This window comes from Mycolicibacterium sp. HS_4_1 (assembly GCF_054515875.1).
The window spans coordinates 1080507-1104948 of sequence record NZ_CM137261.1 but is presented as its reverse complement, the minus strand read 5'-3'; the positions used below and the strand labels follow the sequence as shown (position 1 = coordinate 1104948).

The 24442-nt window shown below is 66.8% G+C and carries 26 protein-coding genes and 1 pseudogene; 10 read left to right on the top strand and 17 right to left on the bottom strand.

Annotated features, from left to right (window positions below):
* Positions 1 to 16 precede the first annotated feature (16 nt).
* Genes ACX12F_RS05295 through ACX12F_RS05285 form a run of 3 tightly spaced genes read right to left on the bottom strand, consistent with a single transcriptional unit; the run spans position 17 to position 2955 of the window.
* A complete protein-coding gene (locus ACX12F_RS05295) occupies positions 17 to 1018 on the bottom strand; it encodes an NAD(P)H-dependent flavin oxidoreductase (protein ID WP_459368596.1) in 1002 nt (333 codons plus the stop codon).
* A 40-nt stretch (positions 1019 to 1058) separates the two neighbouring features.
* Positions 1059 to 1811: a 3-hydroxyacyl-CoA dehydrogenase gene (locus ACX12F_RS05290; RefSeq protein ID WP_459368595.1), complete on the bottom strand. Its 753-nt coding sequence runs from the start codon at positions 1809 to 1811 to the stop codon at positions 1059 to 1061.
* A 49-nt stretch (positions 1812 to 1860) separates the two neighbouring features.
* On the bottom strand, positions 1861 to 2955 hold the full coding sequence (locus ACX12F_RS05285; protein ID WP_459368594.1) for a CaiB/BaiF CoA transferase family protein: 1095 nt from the start codon (positions 2953 to 2955) through the stop codon (positions 1861 to 1863).
* 121 nt (positions 2956 to 3076) lie between these two features.
* Here ACX12F_RS05285 and ACX12F_RS05280 point away from each other — a divergent pair, with 121 nt between their 5' ends.
* On the top strand, positions 3077 to 3868 hold the full coding sequence (locus tag ACX12F_RS05280; RefSeq protein WP_459368593.1) for an enoyl-CoA hydratase: 792 nt from the start codon (positions 3077 to 3079) through the stop codon (positions 3866 to 3868).
* An 81-nt stretch (positions 3869 to 3949) separates the two neighbouring features.
* Entirely contained in the window at positions 3950 to 5233 is a 1284-nt protein-coding gene (gene tet(V), locus ACX12F_RS05275; RefSeq protein ID WP_459368592.1) for a tetracycline efflux MFS transporter Tet(V), read from the top strand.
* 266 nt (positions 5234 to 5499) lie between these two features.
* On the opposite strand, the gene ACX12F_RS05270 is transcribed toward tet(V), so the two are convergent.
* Positions 5500 to 6015, bottom strand: coding sequence for a gamma carbonic anhydrase family protein (locus ACX12F_RS05270; protein ID WP_459368591.1), 516 nt, complete (start codon positions 6013 to 6015; stop codon positions 5500 to 5502).
* Positions 6016 to 6206: 191 nt separating this feature from the next.
* Here ACX12F_RS05270 and ACX12F_RS05265 point away from each other — a divergent pair.
* Together ACX12F_RS05265 and ACX12F_RS05260 are read left to right on the top strand one after the other, a co-directional pair.
* Positions 6207 to 6551: pseudogene (locus ACX12F_RS05265) on the top strand (MFS transporter); the annotation flags it as partial.
* 133 nt (positions 6552 to 6684) lie between these two features.
* The gene (locus ACX12F_RS05260) at positions 6685 to 7449 is read left to right on the top strand and encodes a fasciclin domain-containing protein (protein ID WP_459368590.1); all 765 of its coding nucleotides are present in this window, start codon (positions 6685 to 6687) and stop codon (positions 7447 to 7449) included.
* A gap of 94 nt (positions 7450 to 7543) precedes the next feature.
* Here ACX12F_RS05260 and ACX12F_RS05255 read toward each other — a convergent pair whose 3' ends face one another.
* From ACX12F_RS05255 to ACX12F_RS05245, 3 genes are read right to left on the bottom strand one after another with little or no spacing between them, the layout of a single operon-like run.
* Positions 7544 to 8686, bottom strand: a complete 1143-nt coding sequence (locus ACX12F_RS05255; protein ID WP_459368589.1) for an acyl-CoA dehydrogenase family protein — start codon at positions 8684 to 8686, stop codon at positions 7544 to 7546.
* 13 nt (positions 8687 to 8699) lie between these two features.
* Positions 8700 to 9500 (bottom strand): crotonase/enoyl-CoA hydratase family protein, encoded by an 801-nt coding sequence (locus ACX12F_RS05250; protein WP_459368588.1) that lies wholly within the window; start codon positions 9498 to 9500, stop codon positions 8700 to 8702.
* On the bottom strand, positions 9497 to 10642 hold the full coding sequence (locus ACX12F_RS05245; RefSeq protein WP_459368587.1) for a thiolase family protein: 1146 nt from the start codon (positions 10640 to 10642) through the stop codon (positions 9497 to 9499). Before ACX12F_RS05245 ends, ACX12F_RS05250 begins: the two co-directional genes overlap by 4 nt.
* A 194-nt stretch (positions 10643 to 10836) precedes the next feature.
* Here ACX12F_RS05245 and ACX12F_RS05240 point away from each other — a divergent pair, with 194 nt between their 5' ends.
* Complete coding sequence (locus ACX12F_RS05240) at positions 10837 to 11634, top strand: FadR/GntR family transcriptional regulator (protein ID WP_459368586.1); 798 nt, start codon at positions 10837 to 10839, stop codon at positions 11632 to 11634.
* On the opposite strand, the gene ACX12F_RS05235 is transcribed toward ACX12F_RS05240, so the two are convergent.
* The 5 genes from ACX12F_RS05235 to ACX12F_RS05215 form a co-directional block, all read right to left on the bottom strand.
* A complete protein-coding gene (locus ACX12F_RS05235; RefSeq protein WP_459368585.1) occupies positions 11624 to 13354 on the bottom strand; it encodes a DUF3556 domain-containing protein in 1731 nt (576 codons plus the stop codon). The two genes, ACX12F_RS05240 and ACX12F_RS05235, sit on opposite strands and share 11 nt — an antisense overlap.
* 118 nt (positions 13355 to 13472) lie before the next feature.
* A complete protein-coding gene (locus ACX12F_RS05230) occupies positions 13473 to 13988 on the bottom strand; it encodes a DoxX family protein (RefSeq protein ID WP_459368584.1) in 516 nt (171 codons plus the stop codon).
* Positions 13989 to 13997: 9 nt separating this feature from the next.
* Positions 13998 to 15239 (bottom strand): WS/DGAT domain-containing protein, encoded by a 1242-nt coding sequence (locus tag ACX12F_RS05225; RefSeq protein ID WP_459370242.1) that lies wholly within the window; start codon positions 15237 to 15239, stop codon positions 13998 to 14000.
* On the bottom strand, positions 15239 to 15883 hold the full coding sequence (locus ACX12F_RS05220) for a hypothetical protein (protein ID WP_459368583.1): 645 nt from the start codon (positions 15881 to 15883) through the stop codon (positions 15239 to 15241). Before ACX12F_RS05220 ends, ACX12F_RS05225 begins: the two co-directional genes overlap by 1 nt.
* Entirely contained in the window at positions 15880 to 16515 is a 636-nt protein-coding gene (locus ACX12F_RS05215; RefSeq protein WP_459368582.1) for an Rv1363c family protein, read from the bottom strand. The genes ACX12F_RS05220 and ACX12F_RS05215 overlap by 4 nt, the downstream gene beginning before the upstream one ends.
* Positions 16516 to 16651: 136 nt before the next feature.
* Between ACX12F_RS05215 and ACX12F_RS05210 the strand changes: the two genes are divergently transcribed.
* On the top strand, positions 16652 to 17539 hold the full coding sequence (locus ACX12F_RS05210; protein WP_459368581.1) for an alpha/beta fold hydrolase: 888 nt from the start codon (positions 16652 to 16654) through the stop codon (positions 17537 to 17539).
* Positions 17540 to 17573: 34 nt separating this feature from the next.
* Positions 17574 to 18392, top strand: a complete 819-nt coding sequence (locus ACX12F_RS05205) for an adenylate/guanylate cyclase domain-containing protein (RefSeq protein ID WP_459368580.1) — start codon at positions 17574 to 17576, stop codon at positions 18390 to 18392.
* Here the strand turns inward: ACX12F_RS05205 and ACX12F_RS05200 are convergent.
* On the bottom strand, positions 18353 to 18520 hold the full coding sequence (locus tag ACX12F_RS05200) for a hypothetical protein (protein ID WP_459368579.1): 168 nt from the start codon (positions 18518 to 18520) through the stop codon (positions 18353 to 18355). The two genes, ACX12F_RS05205 and ACX12F_RS05200, sit on opposite strands and share 40 nt — an antisense overlap.
* Positions 18521 to 18569: 49 nt before the next feature.
* Here ACX12F_RS05200 and ACX12F_RS05195 point away from each other — a divergent pair, with 49 nt between their 5' ends.
* Complete coding sequence (locus tag ACX12F_RS05195) at positions 18570 to 19262, top strand: guanylate cyclase (protein ID WP_459368578.1); 693 nt, start codon at positions 18570 to 18572, stop codon at positions 19260 to 19262.
* 111 nt (positions 19263 to 19373) lie between these two features.
* Positions 19374 to 19601: a hypothetical protein gene (locus ACX12F_RS05190; protein ID WP_459368577.1), complete on the top strand. Its 228-nt coding sequence runs from the start codon at positions 19374 to 19376 to the stop codon at positions 19599 to 19601.
* Positions 19602 to 19606: 5 nt separating this feature from the next.
* Here ACX12F_RS05190 and ACX12F_RS05185 read toward each other — a convergent pair whose 3' ends face one another.
* From ACX12F_RS05185 to ACX12F_RS05170, 4 genes are all read right to left on the bottom strand, one after another.
* Positions 19607 to 20839, bottom strand: coding sequence for an oxygenase MpaB family protein (locus ACX12F_RS05185; RefSeq protein WP_459368576.1), 1233 nt, complete (start codon positions 20837 to 20839; stop codon positions 19607 to 19609).
* 27 nt (positions 20840 to 20866) lie between these two features.
* Positions 20867 to 21502 (bottom strand): TetR/AcrR family transcriptional regulator, encoded by a 636-nt coding sequence (locus tag ACX12F_RS05180; protein ID WP_459368575.1) that lies wholly within the window; start codon positions 21500 to 21502, stop codon positions 20867 to 20869.
* Between the two features lie 10 nt (positions 21503 to 21512).
* Positions 21513 to 22826 carry an HNH endonuclease signature motif containing protein gene (locus ACX12F_RS05175; RefSeq protein ID WP_459368574.1) on the bottom strand — a complete coding sequence of 438 codons (1314 nt, stop codon included), beginning with the start codon at positions 22824 to 22826 and terminating at the stop codon, positions 21513 to 21515.
* Positions 22827 to 22896: 70 nt separating this feature from the next.
* Positions 22897 to 23745 carry a phytanoyl-CoA dioxygenase family protein gene (locus ACX12F_RS05170; RefSeq protein ID WP_459368573.1) on the bottom strand — a complete coding sequence of 283 codons (849 nt, stop codon included), beginning with the start codon at positions 23743 to 23745 and terminating at the stop codon, positions 22897 to 22899.
* Between the two features lie 49 nt (positions 23746 to 23794).
* Here ACX12F_RS05170 and ACX12F_RS05165 point away from each other — a divergent pair, with 49 nt between their 5' ends.
* Positions 23795 to 24373: a TetR/AcrR family transcriptional regulator gene (locus tag ACX12F_RS05165; RefSeq protein ID WP_459368572.1), complete on the top strand. Its 579-nt coding sequence runs from the start codon at positions 23795 to 23797 to the stop codon at positions 24371 to 24373.
* Positions 24374 to 24442 lie beyond the last annotated feature (69 nt).

Genomic DNA, 24442 nt, shown 5'->3' with positions numbered 1-24442 from the left:
GCGCACTACATCAGAACTAGACGGACGCCAGCTCGGCTTCGCCCGCGCCGACCATCCGGGCCAGGCGGCCCGTGATGATCTCCTCGGCCTCGCCGACGATGCGGCTGATGAGCTCGTCGCACGTCGGGATGTCGTGGATCAGGCCCATGACGGTGCCGGCGGTCCAGATACCGGCGTCGATGTCGCCGTTCTCGAACACCTTGCGGCCGCGCACACCGGCCACCAGATCCTTGACGTCCTCGAACTGGCCGCCCTTCTTCAGGATGTCGACCACCTCACGCGAGACGGCGTTGGACGCCACCCGCGCGGTGTTCTTCAAGCTGCGGAAGATCAGCTCGGTGCCCCGCTCGTCGGTCGCCACGATGGCTTCCTTGACGTTCTGGTGGATGCACGACTCGACGGTGCACATGAAGCGCGTGCCCATGTTGATGCCGTCCGCACCCAGCGCCAGCGCCGCGACCAGGCCGCGGGCGTCACCGAAACCGCCCGAGGCGATCATCGGGATCTCGATCTCCTTGGCCGCGGCCGGGATCAGCACCAACCCTGGCACGTCGTCCTCACCGGGGTGACCGGCGCACTCGAAACCGTCGATGCTGATGCCGTCGACACCCAGGCTCTGGGCCTTGACCGCGTGACGCACCGAGGTGCACTTGTGCAGGACCTTGATGCCGTTGTCGTGGAACATCGGCAGGTGCGGGCCGGGGTTGGAGCCGGCCGTCTCGACGATCTTGATGCCGGCATCGACGATCACCTGGCGGTACTCGTCGTATGGCGGCGGGGTGATCGACGGCAGGATCGTCAGGTTGACGCCGAACGGCTTGTCCGTCAGGTCGCGGGTCTTGGCGATCTCATTGGCCAGATCCGCCGGCGTCGGCTGCGTCAACGCGGTGATGAAACCCAGACCGCCCGCATTGGCAACGGCCGCAACCAGTTCCGCGCGACCGACCCACTGCATACCGCCCTGGGCGATCGGGTGCTCGACACCGAAGGCCTCGGTGAACTTCGTCGTGAGGCTCATATGGACATCTCCCTCTGTTGAATGCTCTTCGCGCAAGCGCTCATCGCGGGGCCATACGGATCGCGCCGTCGAGGCGGATGACCTCGCCGTTCAGCATCGGGTTCTCAATGATGTGCTGCGCCAGGAAGCCGTACTCGTCCGGATCACCCAGGCGAGCCGGGTGCGGCACCTGCTGGCCCAGCGACTTCTGCGCCTCCTCGGGCAACGAGCCCAGCAGCGGCGTCTTGAACAGCCCCGGGGCAATGGTGCACACGCGGATCAGCTCACGCGACAGGTCACGGGCGATCGGCAGGGTCATACCGACGACGCCACCCTTGGACGCCGAGTACGCGGCCTGACCGATCTGGCCGTCGAACGCCGCCACCGACGCGGTGTTGATGATGACGCCCTTCTCACCGTCGACCGCCTCGGTCTTGGCGATGCGCTCAGCCGACAGCCGGATCACGTTGAACGTGCCGATCAGGTTGACCTCGACCACCTTGCGGAAGCCGGCCAGCGGGAACGCGCCGTCCTTGCTCAAGGTCTTGATGGCGTTACCGATACCGGCACAGTTGACGTTGATGCGTACCGGACCCATCTCCTCGGCCGCGTCCAGCGCCGCGGCGACGCCGGCCTCGTCGGTGACGTCGGTGGCAACGAACTTGGCGCGCGGGCCCAGCTCGGCGACGACGTCCTCACCCTTGAGGTCGATGACCACGACACTGCCGCCGGCGTCGAGCAGACGCTTGGTGGTCGCCAGGCCCAGGCCCGACGCACCACCGGTCACGACGGCGACGGAATCTTTGATCTGCATTGATGCAATTCCCTTCTTGTTACGGAAATCTGTAGCGCCCGCCGGGGCCTCAGGCCCAGTCGCGCAGAACCGACTCGGTGTCGGAACCGGGCACGCGGGGCGGCGTCGGAATACTCGGCACGCTGCGGGAGAACCGCGGCGCCGGCATGGGCTCGAGGTTGCCGCCGTCTTCCGCCGAGAACCGGAAGAAGGTGTCGCGCTCGGTGATGTGCGGCTCGGTCTCGACCTCGGCGAAGCTCAGGACCGGGCTGACGCACGCGTCCGAGCCGGTGAACACCTTGGTCCAGTGATCGCGGGTCTGTGCCTTGAAGGCGGCCGTGAAGATGTCCCGCAGCTCGGGCCAGCGGGCAACGTCGTTCTGGGCGGGCAGGCTCGCCGGGTCCAGTTCCAGCTTGGCCAGCAGCTCGGCGTAGAACTGCGGCTCGATGGAGCCGACGGCCACGTACTTGCCGTCCGAGGTCTCATAGGTGTCGTAGTACGGCGCGCCGGTGTCGAGCATGTTGGTGCCGCGCTCGTCGCTCCACATGCCCTGCCGACGGAAGCTCCACATCATCTGCATGAGCACGCTGGAGCCGTCGACCATCGCGGCGTCGACCACCTGGCCCTTGCCCGAGGTCTGCCGCTCGAACAGCGCCGACAGGATGCCGACCAGCAGGAACATCGACCCGCCGCCGAAGTCGCCGGCCAGGTTCAGCGGCGGCACAGGACGCTCGCCCTTACGGCCGACAGCGTGCAGCAGACCGTTGAGGGAGATGTAGTTGATGTCGTGGCCGGCCTGCAGGGCACGCGGGCCGGTCTGGCCCCAGCCGGTCATCCGGCCGTAGATCAGGCGCTCGTTGACCTTCGCGCAGTCATCGGGGCCCAGGCCCAGCCGCTCGGTGACACCCGGGCGGAAGCCTTCGATGAGGACGTCGGCCTTCTTGATCAGGCTCAGGACCAGCTCGCGGCCTTCGTCACTCTTCATGTCGGCGGTGACCGACCGGCGGTTGCGCAGCATGGAGTCACCACTGGGCTGACCCGACTTGCTGGGGCGTTCCACACGCACCACGTCCGCACCCAGGTCTCCGAGAATCATCGCCGCGTGCGGGCCCGGGCCGATGCCGGCCAACTCGACAACGCGCAGTCCCTGCAGTGGTCCAGCCATTTAAATGCACCTCTTGGTCGATCGGTTCGAGCCCAGTCGTATTGACCGCGACATAGCTTACTTGTATAACGAAGTCTGTCTAGTGCGGGCATGTGGCCCGCTGGTGAAACTGGGGTACTGAATGACTTACACCGGATCCGACGATCTGACCGTCTCCCTGGACGACGGCGTGTTGTCCGTGACGCTCAACCGGCCGGACACACTGAACTCGCTGTCGCTGGGAATGCTCGAACTTCTCGGCGATGCGGTGCTCCAAGCCGCGACCGACCGCGAGGTCAAGGTGGTCCGGTTGGGCGGCGCGGGTCGGGGTTTCTGCTCCGGTGCGGGCCTGGGCGCCGAGGACCAGGACGCCAAGAAGTTCGACGCGGCAGCGGTTTTGAATGCCGCCAACCGGGCCGTCGCGGCATTGGTGAACCTGCCCAAGCCCGCGGTCGCGGTGGTGCACGGCGTCACCGCCGGTGTCGGGGTGTCCCTGGCGCTCGGGTGCGACATCGTCCTGGCGTCAGAGAAGTCGTCCTTCCTGCTGGCCTTCACCAAGATCGGGCTGATGCCCGACGGCGGCGCCTCGGCTCTGGTCGCCGCGTCGATCGGCCGGGCCCGGGCCATGCGGATGGCGCTGCTCGCCGAGAAGCTGCCCGCCACCGAGGCATACGCCGCCGGCCTGGTGAGCTCGGTGCATGCGGCAGACGAACTCGACGCCGAGGTCGATCGCGTGCTCGCGGTGCTCAAGTCCGGCCCGGCCGTGGCCCTGCGCAAGACCAAGCAGGCCGTCAACGACGCCACCCTGACCGAGCTGAACAACACGTTCGCCCGCGAAACCGCCGGGCAGATCCAGCTTTTGCACGCCGCCGACTTCCGGGAGGGCGTGGCGGCCTTCCAGCAGCGCCGGCTGCCGGTCTACTCCGACGTCTGACCGGTGATTTGTGCACGTCTTTCCGCGCCGGCCGCGGAAAGACGTGCACAAATCGCTTGACGGGCGCGGGACCATGGATTGGTGAGTTCCCAGTTCGACGTCGAGGCGCCTGAACCGCGGACCACTGACCGCTGGCGGGTGTTCGCGCCCTTGCGCTTCCGCGAATACCGCCTGCTCATCGCTGCCGTCTCACTGTCCATCTTCGCCGAGGGCATGTGGACGGTCGTGGCCGCGCTGCAGGTCATCGCGCTGGACAACGATCCGGCCGCGCTGTCCCTGGTGGCGACCTGCCTGGGTACCGGCCTGGTGTGCTTCGTGCTGGTCGGTGGCATCGCGGCCGACCGGCTGAACCGACGCAACATCATCATCATCGTCGAGGTCGTCAACCTCGCCGTGGTGTCGACCGTCGCTGTCCTCAGTTGGACTGGAACGCTGCGCCTTTGGCACATGGCGGTCGCCGCGACGTGCCTCGGCATCGCCGTCGCCTTCTTCTTCCCGGCCTACAGCGCACTTCTCCCCCGGCTACTGCCGGCCGAACAATTGTTGGCAGCCAACGGCATTGAGGGCATGGTGCGCCCGGTGCTCCAGCAGGCGATCGGCCCGGCCGCTGCCGGTGTACTGGTCGGGCTGACGTTCCCGCGGATCGGTGCGACCACCGTCGCTGCGTTGTTCGCGGTGGGCTTGGTGCTGCTGATCGCGACCAGACCCGCTGCCGTCGCATCCATCGATGAGCCCGCGGAGCACAAGCACGTACTGCACGATCTGCGTGACGGTTTCACGTTCATGACCCGCACCCCATGGTTGCTGTGGACGCTGTTGGTCGCGAGTGTGTACGTGCTGGTGGTGCTCGGACCCATCGAGGTGCTGGTGCCATTCATCGCCGAGCAGCGATTCACCGACGGCCCGCGCGCCTACGGTTTCATCATGGCCGGGTTCGGAATCGGTAGTGCCATTGGCGCGTTGGCGGTTTCGTCGACCCGTATGCCGCGGCGGTACCTGACGGCCATGATGGCAATCTGGGGTCTGGGTGCCCTGCCGCTGATCGTCGTCGGCAGCACCTGGTCGTTTCCGCTGATGCTGGCCGCGTCGTTCGGTGTCGGCATCGGAGACGGAGCCAGCATGGTGATCTGGGGAACGCTCCTGCAGCGACGGGTGCCGACCGAGATGCTGGGTCGAGTGTCGAGCCTCGACTTCTTCGTCTCGTTGGTATTCCTGCCGGTGTCCTACGCGATCGCCGGACCGCTGTCGAAAATCATTGGCATGCACTGGATTTTCCTGGCATCCGGCTTGGTGCCGGCGGTCCTGACCGCCATCGCCTGGACCGCGGGCAGGATGCGCGCCGACGAACTCGCGCACCCGCTGTGATTTCGGGGTTGCAGCCAAGGTCCACAGGGAGCCTGAGGTTCAACCAGTGGGCGAAAAGTCCCTGAGTGCAATCGCCAGAACGAACTGCCGGTGGCGATTGCACTCAGGGACGTCTCGCGGCGCTGGACGGTGCCTGGCTTCAAACAGCCTGGCTACCAATGCCTCGTGATTGAAGCCAGGTACTTCCAGCCTCGCGTCTTCCTGTTTACCCTGCGCTCAGGGTCACGCCCACTCGACGTTTCGTACCTTCGCAGGGTCGACGACCCCTAGCCGCGGTGCAGTGTGAGCAGGTGCTCGTAAACCTGGCCGTTGATCTGGTTGTGCTTGATCTCGTCGTCGGTCAGCTCACGCCGCACCTTGCCCGGCACCCCGGCGATCATCGTCCCCGGCGGCACCACAAACCCTTGCGGCACAACGGTTCCGGCCGCGACCAACGAGCCGGCGCCGATCCGCGCGCCGTTGAGCACGATGGCGCCCATGCCCACCAACGCACCGTCCTCGACGGTGCAGCCGTGCAGGACCGCGTTGTGCCCGACGCTCACGCCCGCGCCGACCTTCACCGGGAAGCCCGGGTCGACGTGCACGGTGCAGCCGTCCTGAATGTTGGAGCCTTCGCCGATCTCGATGGGCTCGAACTCGGCGCGCAGCGTCGCGCTGTACCAGACGCTCGCCCGCGCGGCGAGCGTCACCTGGCCGAGCACCGATGCGGTCGGCGCGACCCACGACTCGTCGTGCAGCTGTGGGGCGTGGCCCTGGATGGGAAGAATGAACGGTCCTGACATGCGCCACATGGTAGGTCGCGCGCCCGTCCGGCCCAGAGTGTGGCGCAATCTGTGCGATTCGTGTCGGTTCTGCCACGGTTCTCCCGCAAGCACCACCGGCCACAGTGATGCGGTGACGCTCACCTCGATGACAGCGGCGCCGCCCCGTACTGCGTGGGCGGTGGCTGCGGTCAGCTTCCTGGCCATCCTGTTACGTCGGACGCGGGATTTCGCTCCTGCTGCTGCCTTCGCTGCTTTCCCCACACGCCGACCCGGGCACGTGGGTGTTCATCGTCTTCTACGGCCTGGACTGGGTTGCCACGGTGCCGCCCACGATCGCGCTGTGCCGCGACTACATCGGCGATCAGTCCCCTGTGGTGTTCGGGTGGGTGTTTGCCGCGCATCAGGTCGGCGCGGCGGTCGCAGCGGCGGCGGCCGGCTGGCTGCGCGACCTGCAAGGTAACTATGACCTGGCCTTTCAACTGGCCGCAGCCCTGTGCGCGGTCGCCGCGGCATTGTGCTTCAGCGTGCGAAAAGTGCAGGTCAGAACCGCCTGACCAAAGCGGACCGCCGGTAGCTGATTTTGCTGTTTCACAGCGCCAGCCATTACCATTCGACGGGCGCCACGCCCCGGATGGGGTCTCCCCGGTCGGGCAGGGTGCGCGTCATGAACAGCTGAGGAGCCGAACCATGAAGACTCGCACCAGCAGATTTCTGGGCGTAACCGCGGCCGTCGCCGCCCTGACCGCATCGCTGCCACTGGCAGTGTCCGCCTACGCAGACCCGCCGCCGCTGCCGCCGCCGACCAACAAGACGGTGGACCCGCAGGGCCCCGGCTGCGACAAGGTCAAGGCGGGCATGCCCGACCTGAAGACGTTGGTCAACAAGCCGGTGAGCGCCGTGCTGGCCAGCATTCCGTCGATCAGCACGTTCAACTCGGCGGTGTCCGGTGGCCTCAACCCCGCCGTGAACATCACCAGCGTGCTGGACAACGGCCCGTACGTGGTCTTCGCGCCCACCAACGACGCCTTCGCGGCGCTGGACCCGGCCAAGCTCGAGTCCTTGAAGGCCGACCCGGCGGCGCTGACCAGCCTGGACTACTACCACGTGTTCCTCGGCGTGCTGGGCAATGACACCGTCAAGGGCCAGCGTCCGACGCAGCAGGGTACCCAGATCAAGGTGACCGGCGACGGCGGCGACATCAAGATCAACGACAAGGCCAAGCTGGTCTGTGGCGCGATCGAGGCGAGCAACGCCCGCATCTACGTGATCGACTCCGTGCTGGACCTGGCGGATGCCCCGAGCCCGGTCACCGCCGCGGGCAGCGAGACCTCGACGTCGTCGACGTCCTCGACGTCGGCCACCACGACCACGTCGACCTCCGCGGCCCCGAGCGCCGCCGAGTCGTCGGCTACGTCTTCTGCGGCCCCGACCACCACGTCGGCCGCTCGGTAGCCAACCAGCTCAAAGAATCGGCGCCCCCGCACCACGTTGTGCGGGGGCGCCGATTGGCTTTGGCGGGCCCTACAGCCCGCGCCTGCTGAGCCGACTAGAGACCCAGATCGCGGCCGATGATGTCCTTCATGATCTCGGTGGTGCCACCGAAGATCGTCTGGATGCGGGCGTCGCAGTAGTCCCGCGCCACGCGGTACTCCATCATGTAGCCGTAGCCGCCGTGCAGCTGCACGCAGCCGTCGATGACCTTCTTGGCGGTCTCGGTGCAGAACCACTTGGCCTTGGCCGCTTCAACCGCCGATAGGTCGTCGTCGAGCACGCCCTCGAGGCACCGGTCGATGTAGCGCTCGCACACGTCGAGTTCGGTGTCCATCTCGGCCAGCAGGAACCGGTTGTGCTGGAAGCTGCCGATCGGCTGGCCGAAGGCCTTGCGGTCCTTGGCGTATTGCAGTGTCTGGCGCCAGGATTCCCGCGCGCCGGCGATCGCCGAGATCGCGATGCCGAGCCGCTCTGACGGCAGGTTCTGCATCAGGTGGTAGAAGCCGCGCCCTTCCTGGCCGAGCAGATTCGCCTGCGGCACCCGGACGTTCTCGAAGTGCAGCTCCGAGGTGTCCTGCGCGTGCAGACCCATCTTGTCCAGCTTGCGGCCCCGCTCGAAGCCTGCCATGCCACGCTCGACGACCAGCAGCGTGAAGCCCTTGTGCCCGGCTTCGGGATTGGTGCGACACACCACCACGACCAGGTCGCAGTTGATGCCCGACGAGATGAATGTCTTGGAGCCGTTGATGATCCAGTCGTCACCGTCGCGCACGGCCGACGTGCGGATGCCCGCCAGGTCACTGCCGGCGCCGGGCTCGGTCATCGCGACGGCGAGGATCAGCTCACCGCTGGCGATGCCCGGCATCCACCGCGCCTTCTGCTCGTCGTTGGCGAGGTGCTTGAAATACGGTGCGACGACGTCGTTCTGGAGGCTCAGCGACGGCGCCGGGCCGCCGTAGCGGGCCAGCTCCTCGTCGATCACGGCGTTGAAGCGGAAGTCGTCGGACCCGCCGCCGCCGAACTCCTCGGGCATGTTGAACCCGATCAGGCCGTACTTGCCGGCGGCGACGAACGCCGACCGGTCGACCATGCGCTGTTCTTCCCACTTCTCGGCGTTGGGGACGAGCTCACGCTCGATGTACTGCCGGGTGGATTCCCGGAGCGCCTCATGCTCCGCTTCGAATACTGTCCGCTTCACGATTTCTTCTCCGTCACTTGGCTTTCCATACAGGCTGACGTTTCTGCGCGAACGCCAGCGGGCCTTCTTTGGCGTCCTCGGACTGCAGCAGGGTGACGAACTCGCGGTTGGTGCGCTTCCAGCCGTCCTTCTCGTCGGTCACCACGCCGTCGTCGGCGCCGTACGCCACCCGCTTGCTGGCCTGCACGGCCAGCGGCGCGTTGGAGGTGATCCGTTCCGCCAGCGCCAGAGCCGCGTCGACGACCGTGCCGTCGGGGACCACCTGATTGATCAGGCCCCAGCGCAACGCGTCGGCCGATGTCATGGGCTCGCCGGTGAACATCAGCTCCAGTGCCACCTTGCGCGGCAGTTGCTCGACGATCCGGAACACGCCGCCCGCACCGGCGATCAGGCCCCGCTTCACTTCCGGCAGGCCGAATTTCGCGCTCTGCTCGGCGACCACCAGGTCGCTGGCCAACGCCAGTTCGGTGCCGCCACCCAGCGCGGTGCCGTTGACCGCCGCGATGGTGGGCTTGTCGATGAAGTGACTGACGTAACCAGCGAAACCCCAGTCGGTGTGGTCAGGGTGGAAGAGGTTCTCGCCGCGCGAGAGCGCCTTGAGATCCGCACCGGCACAGAACGATTTGTCGCCGGAGCCGGTGATCACCACGGCCCGGATCTCGGGGTCGTCCTGCGCAGCCTGCAGCGCGTCCCCGACGCCGATGCTGACGGCCTGGTTGACGGCGTTGCGGGCTTCCGGCCGGTTGATCGTGATCAGCAGGACGTTGCCCCGCCGCTCGGTCAGCGCGCCGGGTTCGGCGGAAACCGAGGTCACAACAGCTCCAGGATGGTCGCGTTGGCCTGGCCGCCGCCCTCACACATGGTCTGCAAGCCGTACTGAATTCCGTTGTCCCGCATGTGATGCAGCAGGGTGGTCATGATGCGGGCGCCGGAGCCGCCGAGCGGGTGACCCAGGGCGATGGCGCCGCCGAGCGGGTTCAGCTTGTTCTCGTCGGCGCCGATGTCCTTGAGCCAGGCCATCGGAACCGGGGCGAAGGCCTCGTTGACCTCGAACACACCGATGTCGCCCACGCTCAGGCCGGACTTGGCCAGTGCCTTCTGCGTGGCGGGAATGGGCGCGCTCAGCATCAACACCGGGTCGGCACCGGCGAGGACGCCGGTGTGCAGGCGGGCAAGAGGCTTGAGCCCCAACTCTTTTGCCTTCTCGGCGGACATGATCAGCAGCGCGGCCGAGCCATCGGAGATTTGCGAGGAGTTACCGGCGTGGATGACACCGTCTTCCTTGAAGGCCGGCTTGATGGCGGCCATGGACTCGACGGTGCCGCCGCGGCGGATGCCGCCGTCCTCGGTCACGATATTGCCGTCCTGGTCCTTGATGGCCGCGATCTGGTCCTTGAACGCGCCGGCATCCTGTGCGGCGGCGGCCTTTTCGTGCGAGCGGAGGGAGAACTCGTCGAGCTGGGTGCGGGACAGGCCCCACTTCTCGGCCATCATCTCGGCGCCGGTGCCCTGATTCGGCGTCTCGCTGTAGCGGGCGCGGAAAGCCTCGGGGTACGGGTGCCCGCCATTAGCGAGCGACGATCCCATCGGGGTGCGCGACATCGACTCGACACCACCGGCGACGACGACGTCGTAGTGGCCGGCGACCACACCGGCGGCGGCGAAGTGCACGGACTGCTGGCTGGAGCCGCACTGGCGGTCGACGGTGACACCGGGGACGGTCTCGGGCCAGCCGGCGGTCAGCACCGCGGTGCGGGCGATGTCGAGGGCCTGCTCACCGGCCTGCATGACGCAGCCCCAGATGACGTCGTCGACGAGCGCGGGGTCAACGCCGGCACGCTGCACCAACGCATTGAGGACCTGCGCCGACAGCTCGGCCGGGTGCACACCCGACAGGGCCCCGTTGCGCTTTCCGATGGGCGACCGGACCGCCTCGACGATGACTGCTTCAGCCACGGACTTCTCCTTCAACGTTGAATTGACACCCGTAAACATGCTTTATCAGTGAACATAGAACAGTAGGTTTACTAGGTCAACCTACTAGTTGGTAGGCAAACGCCGTCTTCAGGAATGCACGGCCTGCGTCGCCGCACATGGTTTACTGAGTTGCCTAACACGAGGCCAGCGATTCGGTTCAAGGAGGGCCATAGATGGCGCAGACTCCGCCGTTGTCGCCGATGATCGACCCACGTACTGTGCCATCCGCGGCCAGCGGCCCCATCCGCTCCCCCAAAACCGCCGAACTGGTGGCCGGCACCTTGCGCCGCATGGTCGTCGACGGCCAGCTCAAGGAAGGCGACTTCCTGCCCAACGAGGCCGAGCTGATGGCGCACTTCGGGGTCAGCCGCCCGACGCTGCGCGAAGCCGTTCGCGTCCTGGAATCCGAACGCCTGGTGGAGGTACGGCGCGGCTCGCGCACCGGCGCCCGCGTCCGCGTGCCCGGGCCGGAGATCGTCGCCCGCCCCGCGGGTCTGCTGCTGGAACTGTCCGGCGCGACCATCGCCGACGTGATGACCGCGTGGTCGGCCATCGCGCCGATCGCGGTGCGGCTGCTGGCCGAGTCCGGGAGCAAGGAAGCGTTCGACGAGCTCGACACCATGCTGGCCGAGTACGTGCCGTCCGGGTACGAGTCCGGCCGGATGGCCGAGACGACAGCTGATTTCTACCGGCGCATGGTCGAGCTGTCCGGCAACGCGACGCTGACCGTCATCACCGGCATGCTGCAGGAGATCACCGTCCGGCACACCGCGTTCGCGATGCGCGAGAACCGGCCGCTGTCCAAAGCCGATTACGACATCGTGATGCGCTCACACAAGCGGCTCATGACGCTCATGCGGTCCGGCAATGGCGCCGCCGCCGAGGCGCATTGGCGCAAACACCTCGATATTGCGAACAGCCTGCTGTTCGCCGGCATGGAGGACGTCAAAGTCCGCGACGTCATGCGCTAGTGACGTCGTAGACCGGCACGTCGTCGGCCCACGGCTGGCGGGTCACCATGTCGCGAACCTTGACGTAGCCGCTCTCGAATTCGCCGGTGGCGGCATCGACCAGACGGTACTGCTGCGTCTGCCGATGGATGGGCTGCGCGTCGAGCATGACGATCCGCACCTCGCCCGGCTCGAACCGGCAGCGCTCCTGCAGCGCCGCCACGAGTTGCTCGTTGGACATGTGGCCGTCGCCGAAGTTCCAGCCGATGGCGGTCGAGACGATGCGCTCGCCGTCGGTCAGGACATAGTCGTCCTCGTCGTACCCGGCCATGGCGCGGTGCGCGAGCGTGAACAGCGCACGGCCGTGCGTGTTGAAGGCGCGGAACGCATAGCCCATGTACATCGGGATCTGCGCGGCTTCCTTGCTGCCATAGAACTTCTCGAGCTGCGCGGCGGGCATGCTGGCGATGGCGACGATGTTCTTCTCGATCTTCTCCGAGGCCGACGGCTTGAGGCACCACAGCGAGGTGTCCCAGTTGCCGGCGTAGTACCGCATGCCCGGCAAGAAAGACACCTTGCGCGGGAACAGGTTTCCGAGCACCACCGTGCCCGCGACGACCGCGAACAGCACGATGGGCCACGGTGAGGTCAGGTCTGTGATGCCGATGTCGGCGTGCCCGACGAACAGCGTCACGACGCAGAACATCATGAAGACGTTCCATTCCAGCGGCACGCCCATCGGGATCGCCGACAGGATGCCGAAGTGGAAGCACAGCATGACGAACGCGGCGATATACGTCGGCCAGCCGCCGTGGCTGAAGAACAGCACCAGCGGCACCCCGCCCTCGATGACGGTGCTGAAGTGCGCCATGAACCGGGACGGGCGGCCGGGGCGCAAGTCGTCCGGGAAGTGTTCGAAGAACGCCCGTTTGATGAACTTGGGCCGCAGCACCGGGTTGTTGCTCATCATCGTGGAGATGACGAACGGGAAGTGGTGGTTGAGCTTCGAGGTCGCGGCGCCCAGCCAGATCACCATGCACACCAGCTTCGCGGCGATGATCAGGTCGACGCCGTAACCGGCGAACAGGAAGGCGACGGTGAACGAGCCGTAGACCTCGCCGCGGGCGGCCAGGAAGATCACCTTGTCTCGCAGGCCGGCCAGGGCGAGCACGCCCAGAATTGCCCAGATCTGCCACATGGGGAGCACGCCGACGGCGGTGTGCAGTCCAGGCGCCGGGCCGGTGCCGTCGGAGCAGAGGGCGACGACGAGCAGGACCAGCAGCGCGCCGTAGAGCAGCACATCAACGGGGGTCCGGGTATCGCCACGCGTCAGCGGGATGCGGCCGGGCCACGGTGGCAGACGAATGGTCTTCGGCCGCAGCCAGTACAGGATCGAACCCATGGGCGGGAAGAAGCGGTTGTTGAGCGGCCCGAAGCCGCAGCCGAGGCCGACGACCTCGAACAGCATGGTGTAGAGCACGACCTTCTCGAAGACGATTGGCTCGGTCCACCATGCCGCGACGTTGGTGAAACCGTCGATCCCCTTGGTGGACAACGCGACAAGCCAGCCACCGAGGATGTACAGGCCGATCTTGAGGACGTAGAACAGGTGCAGCGCCACTGGGGTTCCGAAGCCGGTCTCGGCCCAGTGCCGGGCCATCGGGACGATCTTCTGAGCCCGGGTGCCCTTGCTCCACTCCGCGAAGTCGATGACGGGGGTGTCCTGTTTGAGAAAGCCCATAGCCGTCAGACTAGAACGTGTTCTAGTCTGACGGAATCAGATCCCCAGAGTTGATTCCGCGGTCAGGGCGCAAAAATTCGAGACATCAGCACCTGGACACAGCACCGACGCGGGGCACTCAGACCTTGGCGGGTGGGCGGAAGAAGATCAGCAGCTGGCCGATGCCGCCGGCCAGGCCCAGCACCACGGCGATGGTCAGCCCGCACCAGCCGTGCAGCAGGTGGTAGAAGCTGCTGCCGCGGAACAGCAGGCAGTCCAGGCTGTAGCGGCCCGCGCCGGTGCCCGCGATGGCCACCGCCGCGACACCGAGTATCAGGTTGTACTCCCAGCCCGACTTCACGATGAAAAAGCCGTTGTCGCGGTGCACGGTCCAGGCGGCCACCACCATCAGCGCCACGAAGCCCGCGGCGGGGATCGGGGTCAGCAGGCCGACCGCCAGGCCCAGGCCGGCCAGAAGTTCGGTGCTCGCGGCCAGCCGGGCGTGCAGCATGCCCGGCTTCATGCCGATGCTGTCGAACCAGCCGGCGGTACCCGGGATGCGGCCGCCGCCGAAGAACTTGTTGTACCCGTGCGCGGCCATGGTCAGGCCCAGCACCACCCGCAGCAGCAGGATCGAGAAATCGTAAGCAGTCACGCGATGAATCTAGCCCGCAGTATCCAGAACTGCCGACAACCGTTCCACATACGAATCGACATCCGGTAAGGCCGACGGTGAGGCGTGCACGCTGATCGTCACGGAGTCTCCGATGCCGTGCACGCCGTGCGTCAGCCCCATCATCGGGGAGAGCGCCGGAAACCCGGCGGTCATCAGCACCGGGCAACCACCGAACGTCAGATCGGCCGAACCCCGGTTGACGCTGGACACGACCGTGTGGCCGGCGACCGTCGCCGACCGTGCGTGCACGTCGAATTGCGCTGTGCCCCAGCGCAACATTCGTGCCGGCACCGCCGCGGTGGCGGCATCGGCGGCCGCCGCCGCGGGATGCTCGAAACGCCGGCGCCGCGCGGCGAGTTCCGCTTCGATCCGGGCCGCCCGCTCATGGAACGGCAGTTGCGGGTGCAACGCCACGCCGACGTTGCCGAAGTGGTTGTTGGCGTGGCGTATCCCGGGTTTCGCCATGGGCACCTCGGCCCCGAGCGCGGTGACGCCACCCAGCTCGGCCGACAGCGCCTCCGAGATGGCGGCCAGCGCACCGACCGTCACCGTCGGCCCGGGCAGTTCCGCACGTCGACGGACCACCGTCCGCAGCGCATACGGCGGCTCGGGCCACTCGTTGGTCTGTTGCACGGGCCACGAATCTGCCGGTGCGGCAACAACACCCGATTCCGTGTCTCGCACCAGCTGACGGTGCGCGGCGCTGGCCCGCAGCGCCAGATATGGCAAGGCCCACGCCCCCAACCGGCGCGGGATCACCTCGGGTACCGGCTGGTCCCGGCCGAACATCCGGGCTGCGAGCGCCGCCGACCGTCTGCCGTCCGCCAGCGAGTGCGCCATCTGCACGACGGCAACGGTGCCCGGCCGCGCGGCCCCCGGCATACCCTCGATGCCGGTGAACACGTGCAGCCGCCACGGCCGCACCATGGCATCGAGTTGGTCATCAGCCAGCGAGCCGATCGCGTCCAGGCATCGGGACCACGACGTGTCGTCGAGTTCGTGCACGACGGACCAACCGGCCGTGACGTCGTACGGCACCCAGCACGGATAGCGCCACGAGTCCGAGTCGTCGATGCGGACCAGCAACTCCGGGCATGCAGTCACATTGCGACGTACTGCCGCCAACGCCTGGTCCAGGTGGGCCGGCGCACCGGCAAAGCCATACAGCAGAAACGCGTCGTTCGGGATTTTCGCCGACATCCAGAAGCTCTGGGCGTCGACGGCGGCCATCACACCGGTTCGAACTTGGCGATCAGCCACTGACCCCCCAGTCGTTCGAGGGTCACCCGCGCGCTGGTCGGGGTACTGGTCGGCGGCTGGTCACCGATCCGGACGGTCTGGTTGACGAACACCAGCACGACGGCATGGTTCTTTTCGACCGACACCGCGGCCGCGGCCGGCACCGATGTCGCCGCCGAGATGTGCCGCTGTTCGGCACCGGGGATCACCGACTTGGTCAGGGTCGTGTACTCGTCCAGGAATGGCGTGGTGAGCAGCTTGCGGGCGTCGGTGAGCTGCCTGCGGACGGTGTCGGGCTCGTACGACAGCAGAGCGACCGTGCCGTCGCTGGCCACCTTGATCACCGCGGCCTGCTCGGCCTCGTTGCTGTGATTGGCGGTGAGGTACCACAGGCCGCCCGCAGCGGCCGCGAGCACCAGCGCCAGCGCCGGCAGCACCCGGTACGCCGTCACCCGCGCCCACTCGACCCGGGGTTTTTGCGGTTTTGCCTGCGGCACAGCATCATTGACCGATACCGGTTCGGCCTCAGGCTCCGTCGCGTCGGGCTCCGCCTCCTCGAGCTGCGCCTCGGCCTCCGTCGCCTCGAGCTCCGTCTCAGCCGACTCGTCGGGTTCGTCCATCGCGTGCTTGCTCATTGGATCGGCTCCACGTTCGACACCTTGGCGCCCTCGCCCACCTTCTGCATCGTCAGCCGCACGCGCCAGTAGCGGTCCCGTTGCGGTGCTCCGCTGCCGACCTCGGTGTGCACCTTCACCGCCACCAGCACCACGCCGCTGGTCTCGTTCACCGAATCCACGCCCGCCTCGGTGACCGTGCCGACCGACACGGACTGCTGCTGTTTAACCGAGTCGACAACGGCCGCCGAGCGCTGTTTGAAGTCATCGAAATAGGCCCCGGTCGAGGTGACCAGCGCCCGCTTGATGTCGTCGTCGACGTGCCGGTAGTCGATGGTCGTGAGATTCACCGCGGACTGCTTCCCGGCAGTCAGGTACATCTGCCGCAGAGCGTCGTCGCGACGCATCTGCAGCTCGCGCTGGCCGAGCCAGGCCACCAGCGCGCCCAGCGCAGCCACCACCACAACGCCCACGATCAAGGCCGCGATCACGCGGCTATCCCGTTTGGGCGCAGCCTGTTTCAGGAAGGCGAAGGCTTCATCGTCGGAAGCGGCCGGTTTGTCGTCGTCGGCATCCGGCGTCACATCGTCGACGCTCGCCGCTGCGTCGTCCACCTCGTCGGGGCTCCTGTGCCGCCCGTGCTCGTCAGCCATGTGCCTTCCTCCCGTCGCACGCCCGGCTTGGGCGGCGACACCTCGGCCGAGTCTAGAGACCAGCCGTGACCAGGGTCATGTTCGGTTCAGTTAGTACAGCTCGGTAACGTGCAGGTGAAGTGACGAGAGGATTCCAGTGAGCACCGACGAACGCACTTCCCCGACCGATGGCGGCAGCAATCCACAAACGGTGCGGTTCCGCGGTATCGGCGAGCTGACCCTGGTCGCCGACGAGTGGAACCGCGACGCGGAAATCGCTCAGGACAAGCCCACCATCCTCATGCTGCACGGCGGCGGCCAGAACCGGTTCTCCTGGAAGAACACCGGTCAAATTCTCGCCGACGCCGGGTTCCACGTCGTCGCGCTGGACAGCCGCGGCCACGGTGACAGCGACCGCTCCCCCACCGCCAATTACTCACTCGAGACGCTGACCGGCGACACCCTGCAGGTGATCTATCAGATCGGCCGGCCGGTGGCCCTGATCGGCGCCAGCATGGGCGGCTTGACCAGCCTGCCGGTCTCGCACGAGGCCGGCCCGGAACTCGTCACCAAGCTGGTGTTGGTCGACGTGGTGCCGCGGTTTGAGAAGAGCGGCAGCGCACGCATCCGCGACTTCATGTTCAGCGGCATCGACGGCTTCGCCTCGCTCGAAGAGGCCGCCGACGCCGTCGCGGCGTACCTGCCGCACCGCGCACGGCCGCGCAGCGTCGAAGGGCTCAAGAAGAACCTGCGGCTGCGCGACGGCAAGTGGTTCTGGCACTGGGACCCAGCGTTCCTCACCGCTCCGGGCGACGACCCGTTCGAGCGCGCCGAGATGCTCGAGCATGCGGCGATCAACCTCGAAATCCCGATCCTGCTGATCCGCGGCAAGCTCTCTGACGTGGTCAGCACCGAAGGCGTGCAGGACTTCCTGCAGAAGGTGCCGGGCGCGCAGTTCGTCGAGCTGTCCGACGCCGGACACACCGCCGCCGGCGACGACAACGACGCGTTCACCGACGCGGTCGTGCAGTTCGTCCGTCAATGACCCGATCACGGGTCGTCGCCTTGATACTTGAGCGGTGACGGTAGAGCTGGTCGCCATCTGTGTTCTCGCCGTGGTCGTGGTCGCCGAGGCCATTGCGTTGCGGGTGACACGCACCCGGCTGCGGGCTGCGCGGCAGGAGATCGAGGCGTTGCGCGCGCCGTCCGAGCCCCGCACCAACGTGCTGCTGGCCAGCGGCAAGGCAGCCGTGAAAACGATGTGGCAGACCGCCAACCTGATCAACAAAGAGGGTTTCGGCGGTGCGATGCGGTCATCGATCGAGGAGCTGGCCGGCTGGGCCGAGGTGGAACGGCCGGACCTGGCCAAGCTGGCGCCGACCGGCCGGGTGGCAATCGTGTTCTCGGACATCGAGGGATCCACGGCCCTCAACGAGCGCATGGGCGACCGGGCCTGGGTGCGGCTGATCGATCACCACGACAAGTTGGTCAGCCGGTGCGTCAGGAAACAGTCCGGGTACGTCGTGAAAAGTCAGGGCGACGGTTTCATGATCGCCTTCGCCGAGCCCGAGCAGGCGGTGCGCTGCAGCATCGACATGCAACAGCAATTGGCCAAGGCCCCGGGCGGCATTCGGGTCCGCATCGGCATTCACACCGGAAAGTCCGTGCGCCGTGGCGATGACCTGTTCGGCCGCAACGTCGCCATGGCGGCCCGGGTCGCGAGTCAGGCGGACGGCGGCGAGATCCTGGTGAGCAAGGCCGTGCGAGATGCCCTGTCGGGCACGGCTTCTTGCGCGGACATCGTCTTTGACGACGGCCGGGCGGCGGAGCTCAAAGGCTTCGCCGGCGATCACCGGCTCTATGCGGTGGGCTGGCCGCCGGAGTCGGCCAGCCGCTGATGCAACCGGGCGCGAATATCGTCCGCGGTGTACGACTCGCGCTTGCGCTGATCTCGCGCGACCAACACACCACCGGCGACCACGCCCGCAACACCCGCCAGGCCGACCCACTTCCACACGCCGCGCATGGAGTCATTATGGACGAGCGAATCGACGCGGAGTGTCTAAGCTGCCCAGATGACTGGTAACGCGGTGACACTGGAGCGGGCGCTGGCCGAGACCCGGACCGGCGACATCTGGTTGTTCCGTGGGGCTTCCAAGCCCGACCGCGCCATCCAGGCGCTCACCAATGCTCCCGTGAACCATGTCGGGATGACGGTCGCCATCGACGACCTGCCGCCGCTGATCTGGCACGCCGAACTCGGCGACAAACTGGAATGCTTGTGGAGCGGCAGCCACCACCGCGGCGTGCAACTCAACGACCTGCGCGCCGCTGTCGAACGGTGGGTGTACGTCTACGGGCAGCGGTGTTGGCTGCGACAGCTGACGCCGTACGCCAGCCGCGAGCAGGAAGACCGGGCACTGAAAGTGGTGGCGCGCATGGACGGCACCGCGTTCCCCACCACGATGAGGTTGACGGGTCGGTGGTTCCGCGGGCGGGTACCCGTGGTCAGCGACTACACGCGTGGAATTCCCGTGGTGCACCGCAAGGTTCGCGAAACCGCAGAGCGCGACAAGAACCGTCGACGGACTGCGGGGCTCGAGACCGCGTACTGCGCGGAGACGGTGGCCATCACCTATGAGGAGATGGGACTGCTGGTCACCGAAAAGCGCGAAAACTACTTTGATCCGGGCTCGTTCTGGAGTGGTGATGCGTTGTCTTTGACGCCGGGATACCACTTGGGCGACGAGATCGAAGTGCTGGCCTGACCTGCAGGTCCGGTAATCCGGCGAAAAATTTCAATCGCCGTCAATGGAGTCGAATGGCGACTAGCATTCGTGCGTAAATTCCGAGTAATCGGCAAGCTGCCAGGAGTCGTCATGCGAATGAAAAGCGCGCTCATTGCATCATGGATTGCCGCTGCCGCGATCGGCGGAGCGGTCAGCCTGGCCCCGCTGGCCAGCGCCCAGCCAGACCCCGATGTGCCTTATGGCGGCGATGAATTCGAGGCTCCCGGGCAGGGTCCCAATCCGGACAGCTTCGGCTTCCACGATTCGAGTCACGACGAGAAGGACACGTCCGCCGGCGATACCGACGTGCCGTACTGATCGCCCTATTCGCGGCGGTAGCTGAGATCGGCGCGGGTGCGCCGGCACATCCGGTCGATGATCTTCACCCGGCCGCGGTACATCACCACCGTGCGCGCACGGCGCACCGGCGGAATGAAGTCCAGCGATGACCACACCGTGGTGGCCGCCATCGTCAGCCCGACCAACGGCAGCACCACCGGGTTGATCCTCGGGAATCCGAGCACATCGGAAACGTCATCACCCAACGCGGCGCGCGCCACCACCGAGTGCAGTTGCGGCAGCAGCCACCGCGCCGCCCGGTGGCTGGGCTTGTTGCCGGTGACGCCGTAAATCTCGGGATACGCCTCGATCAGCGCAATGCCGAGTTCGGTGGATCCGGCGTCGGGGGCGATCACCTCGTCGAGGAACATCCACAGCAGCCTGCTGGTGTCCGACTCGGTGGCCGGGATCAGGTTCGGGTGCACTCCGACGATGTAGGCGATGTACCGCCACAGATGCACGATGGCCTCGCGGTCCTTGCGGCGCAGGCGATTACCGGCCATACCCGCAACGACCATGGGCACCAGCGTGAACGCGACGATGACCGAGCTGAACACCTGCTGATGCACCGCGAAGCGGCCCTCATCCCAGTCGGCGCGCTTGGGCATGCCGGACCGCAGGAACGCATGGGTCAGTCGAACCCGCACCGACGACTGGAAGCCCACCGCCCCGCGGCGCAGCGAGCCCGGGGTCGTCACGGCCGACAGCCACGACAGGGTCTCGACGGCACGCGTACCGGCCTTGTCCCGGGTATCGCCGGCCCGCAGCAGCACCGCGTTGCCGTCCGGCGTGGTGTACGTCAGCGCCAGTCCGACGAGCAAGCTCGGGGCCAGCAGCGGACCCATCCGGCTGATGACCTCGGCCCCGCGCTGCAGCTTTTCCGGGTCCACCCAGTACGGCACCTCCTCGACCGCGGCGAAGAATTCCCGCAGCACGGGCGGCGCGTCCTCGACGGTGTCGATGCCGTGGGCCAGCGCCTGTTCGAACTGGCCTCGCAGTTCTTTGCCGCCCGGCCCCTTCATGGCCGCCACGACCGCGTCAGCCAGCGGATCTCCGGTCACGCCGTATTTAGCGAAGCCCTCGACCTGCGCTCCAGTGGGCCGCAGGTCCTCGGAGAGAAACTTCGGCAGCAGCCGCAGCAGGGTTGAGTTGGCCAGCTCGGGACTCGGGACCCGCTCATAGAGTCCGGTCGTCGACCGAGCGTCGAGTGATGTCATACATCTAATTTAGAGTCAGACTCTAAATTAGGCAATGGCGACGGCGCGCGCCAGTAGTTCTCGGGCCTGGAGCAGGCATTTTTCAACCTCATCGGGCGTCAACCGCGCGTTGTCGGTGCGTAGCGCCAGCGCAGCGACCCCGTTCCATGCCCCGAACAGGAAGTACGACAGCATCCTGCTGTCGACGGCTTTGACCTCTCCGTTGTCGACCGCCGCCTGGATTCGCTGCTCGAAAGCGTTGCGCAGCAAGTCAATCCGCTCAGATACTTCGCCATCGAGCGGATTGCTCGGTCCGCCAAGGGCATTCACCGAGAGATAACGGGTCAGCGCAGGCCGGTCGACCAACAGCCGCATATAGGCGACACCAGCCTCAAGCACCTGTTCGAACGCGGTGCCCTCGGCGGCATAGGCCGCCATCAATTCGGCCATCGAGGCATCGAGCAGCCGCTGGATGACCGCGGATACCAAGGCATCCTTGCTGCCGAAGTGCACGTAGACCGAAGCCGGTGAGATGCCGGCGACCTCGGCCACGTCTTCCATGCGGATCGCGTCCGTCGAACGATCGGCAAGCAGTTGCTCGGCCGCATCGAGCAACGCGGCCCTTGTCCGCATCCGGCGGCGTTCCCCTCTGACCTGTGCAGGATTCTCCGCGGCGCTGCTCATGCCCCTGACCCTAACCGCAGCCCGGCGGTCGTTGAGCCGGGCCGCGAGCCGATATCTCGTTGGGCGAAGGTGTTGGTGGTGGTTGGAAGGGTTGGTACCACCACCATTGGGCGCGTTCCCCGGTTGGTCCGGGGCACGGGGGCACATCAGGACGAGGTGTGGTCGGTGGCCGCGCCAGGGATCCACCATGCAGTTCTCGGCCCGCGGCGTCGGTGACAACGAGGCGATCGGCGGGTCCGGTGATGGTGATGACGCGCTGGTGGTGCAGTCGGTGGTGGTAGGGGCACACCAGGACCAGGTTGTGCAGTTCCGTGACCCCGCCGTTCTCCCAATGGATGATGTGGTGCGCGTGTAGGCCACGGGTGGCGCCGCAGCCGGGAACTACGCAGCAGCGGTCGCGGTGTTCGAGGGCGCGGCGCAGGCGGCGGCTGATGGTGCGGGTCGACCGGCCGGCGCCGATCGGCTGCCCGTGGCGCTCGAGCCACACCTCGCACATCGCGTCGCACAGCAGGTACGCGCGTTCGTCGTCGGTCAGCGCCGGGCCCAGATGCAGTGCCGCCGCGTGCTTTTCTGCGTCCAAGTGCACGACCACGGTGGTGTACTGCCCATGCGGGCGCAGTGCGACATCGGCGTCCCAGCCGGCCTCGACCAGGCTCATGAACCCATCGACCCGATTGGGGAACGGCGGCGCCTGCTCTGACACGGCTTCTCCGCTGCCGTCGGTGTCGTGGTCGCGTTTCCAGTCCGCGACCAACGCATCCTGATGCGAGGCCATCGCCGAGTCGAACTTGGCGGCTTCCAGCTTCGGCAACCGGATCGTGTACGTCGCCGACCCGTCCTCGTGCGTGGTCTTCTTGATCGACCGCTCCGACTCAGGCTTCGATTCCGGCTCGGGCTCGGGGCGGGGTTCCAGACTGACCGCCTTCCGCAACTGGGTGACCGTGGCGCTTTCCGCGAACTGCGCGTAATGCTCATCAGAACCCTCGGCGGCGTGCTCTGCGACCACGCCGACCTGATCCAACGACAACCGGCCCTCGCACATCGCCTCAGCGCAGCGCGGGAATTCCTCGAACCGGTGCGCGACGGCCACCATGACTTCCGCATTACGGGGCGACACCCCGGTTTTCCACGCCACCAAGGCAGGAAGCGACCGAGCCCCCGTCGCGCCCCACAGCCCATCACGGTCGATCTCGGCCACGATCTCCACCAACCGGCCGTCGATCGCGTTGCGCTGACCGATCAACTCCCCGATCTCATCGAAGAATGCGTCGATACGCTCGCACGGAGAGGCCGGAGCATCCAAAGATGTTGCGGCGGTGGACATGACACCATCAAAGCAGAGGGCACCGACAAGTTTGGGCCGTGGCGGTTCGACACCACGGACTATCAGCAGTTTATGAGTCCAAATCCAGCAGCCGCTTGGGATGCATGCCGTCGACCTGCCCGATGAACGGCGGATGGATGCTGTAGCCCAGCATGCGGCGGATGTCCTCCGACACCCGGCGGACGGTATCGCGGGTCATCGACAGCGTGAACGCCTCCTGCGGCCGCAGCCACGGCTCGCAGTATTGAGCGGTGACGGCCAGCCGCGGACGGTCGGTGCGGTTGGCTCCACCGCCGTGCCACAGCGTGCCCGGGAAGAACACGCATGACCCGGCTTTCATCACCACGGGCCGGCGTTCGACGTCGTCGCCAGGCAGCTGGTCGCCCCAGCGGTGACTGCCGGGGACGACGTCGGTGGCCCCGTTGTCGTCCGTGAAATCGTCGATGGCCCAGATGGTCGCCGCACCCAGCGCGGCGCGGGGACGCGGCAACGGGTAGAAACCGTCGTCGGTGTGCAGCATCTGCGCCTGTTCGCCCGGCAGGATGTTGATCACCTGCAGCATCGACAACAGGTAGTTCGGCAGGAACATCCGGTCCAGCAGCGCCAGCACCCGCGGATGGTCGGCGATGACATCACACGCGCTCGCCTTGTTCAGCACGCTGTAGATTCGCTGGGTCAATCTGCCCTCAAATCCGTTGCGGCCGTGCAGGTTCAACAGCGGTGCAACCGCTTCGCGAATCCCGTCCAGCTGGGCCGCGCTGAGCAGATCGGGCAGGACCACGTAGCCGTCGCGCATCATCGTGGCGAGGTCGCCATCAACGACCGCGGGGTCGATCGCCGCGCCGCTGCTCGCGGTGCGGCGATACGTCCCGGCCAGGTCGCCACTCAAATCCGCCAACGATGACACTTCAGTACTCATAGCCCCACTCCCGCCGGAAACATAACCGAGTTCTGTTATGTTTCGGACTATGGCACGCGCCCCGATCGGACGTCAACAACTTCTGACCGCCGCCCGCCACGAACTGGTACGCGGTAACGGAGTGCTCGAACTGAGCGCACTCACCCGCCGGGCCCAACTGAGCACCGGCGCCCTCTATCACCATTTCGGGTCCAAAAGCGGGCTGCTCGCCGCGGTGTACGACGACTTCTACCACGGGCTGCGCAACGCGATCGCCGATGCGCACCTGCCCACCGACGCCGACTGGGGTGTCCGCGAGCGCGAGCGCACCCGGCATTTCGTCGTCTATCACTTCGACGATGAGCTGGCGCCGATCCTGCTCGGCCGCGCCACGCTGGACCCGGAACTCGCCGAACTCGAAGCAGTCCATCTCCAGACCATGAGCGAGGCCGCGGCCGACAACATCCGCCACGGCCAGGAGCTCGGCCAGCTGCCCGGCGACATCGACCCCGCCAGCGCCGGCGCGTTCGTCATCGGCGGCCTGCGGCACAGCATCGCCCAGCAGCTCAGGGCGACACCGCGCCCGGACCCGGATCTCGCGGCCGAACGGCTGTGGCACCTGACCGCCGCGGCGCTGGGGATCGCGTAATCACCCCGCCGCCGTGTCCGTTCATCGGATACTGAACGCACCAACCGGCGGGAACGACGAAGGAACGCT

Coding starts and splice junctions, on each gene's coding strand:
- ACX12F_RS05285 (WP_459368594.1), bottom strand. CDS start 2,955: ATGGCTGGACCACTGCAGGGACTGCGCGTTGTCGAGTTGGCCGGCATC.
- ACX12F_RS05290 (WP_459368595.1), bottom strand. CDS start 1,811: ATGCAGATCAAAGATTCCGTCGCCGTCGTGACCGGTGGTGCGTCGGGC.
- ACX12F_RS05215 (WP_459368582.1), bottom strand. CDS start 16,515: ATGGCTGACGAGCACGGGCGGCACAGGAGCCCCGACGAGGTGGACGAC.
- ACX12F_RS05280 (WP_459368593.1), top strand. CDS start 3,077: ATGACTTACACCGGATCCGACGATCTGACCGTCTCCCTGGACGACGGC.
- ACX12F_RS05260 (WP_459368590.1), top strand. CDS start 6,685: ATGAAGACTCGCACCAGCAGATTTCTGGGCGTAACCGCGGCCGTCGCC.
- ACX12F_RS05270 (WP_459368591.1), bottom strand. CDS start 6,015: ATGTCAGGACCGTTCATTCTTCCCATCCAGGGCCACGCCCCACAGCTG.
- ACX12F_RS05180 (WP_459368575.1), bottom strand. CDS start 21,502: ATGAGCAGCGCCGCGGAGAATCCTGCACAGGTCAGAGGGGAACGCCGC.
- ACX12F_RS05200 (WP_459368579.1), bottom strand. CDS start 18,520: ATGCGCGGCGTGTGGAAGTGGGTCGGCCTGGCGGGTGTTGCGGGCGTG.
- ACX12F_RS05235 (WP_459368585.1), bottom strand. CDS start 13,354: ATGGGCTTTCTCAAACAGGACACCCCCGTCATCGACTTCGCGGAGTGG.
- ACX12F_RS05170 (WP_459368573.1), bottom strand. CDS start 23,745: ATGAGTACTGAAGTGTCATCGTTGGCGGATTTGAGTGGCGACCTGGCC.
- ACX12F_RS05225 (WP_459370242.1), bottom strand. CDS start 15,239: ATGGCCGCCGTCGACGCCCAGAGCTTCTGGATGTCGGCGAAAATCCCG.
- ACX12F_RS05165 (WP_459368572.1), top strand. CDS start 23,795: ATGGCACGCGCCCCGATCGGACGTCAACAACTTCTGACCGCCGCCCGC.
- ACX12F_RS05195 (WP_459368578.1), top strand. CDS start 18,570: ATGACTGGTAACGCGGTGACACTGGAGCGGGCGCTGGCCGAGACCCGG.
- ACX12F_RS05240 (WP_459368586.1), top strand. CDS start 10,837: ATGGCGCAGACTCCGCCGTTGTCGCCGATGATCGACCCACGTACTGTG.
- ACX12F_RS05185 (WP_459368576.1), bottom strand. CDS start 20,839: ATGACATCACTCGACGCTCGGTCGACGACCGGACTCTATGAGCGGGTC.
- ACX12F_RS05295 (WP_459368596.1), bottom strand. CDS start 1,018: ATGAGCCTCACGACGAAGTTCACCGAGGCCTTCGGTGTCGAGCACCCG.
- ACX12F_RS05190 (WP_459368577.1), top strand. CDS start 19,374: ATGCGAATGAAAAGCGCGCTCATTGCATCATGGATTGCCGCTGCCGCG.
- ACX12F_RS05220 (WP_459368583.1), bottom strand. CDS start 15,883: ATGAGCAAGCACGCGATGGACGAACCCGACGAGTCGGCTGAGACGGAG.
- ACX12F_RS05175 (WP_459368574.1), bottom strand. CDS start 22,826: ATGTCCACCGCCGCAACATCTTTGGATGCTCCGGCCTCTCCGTGCGAG.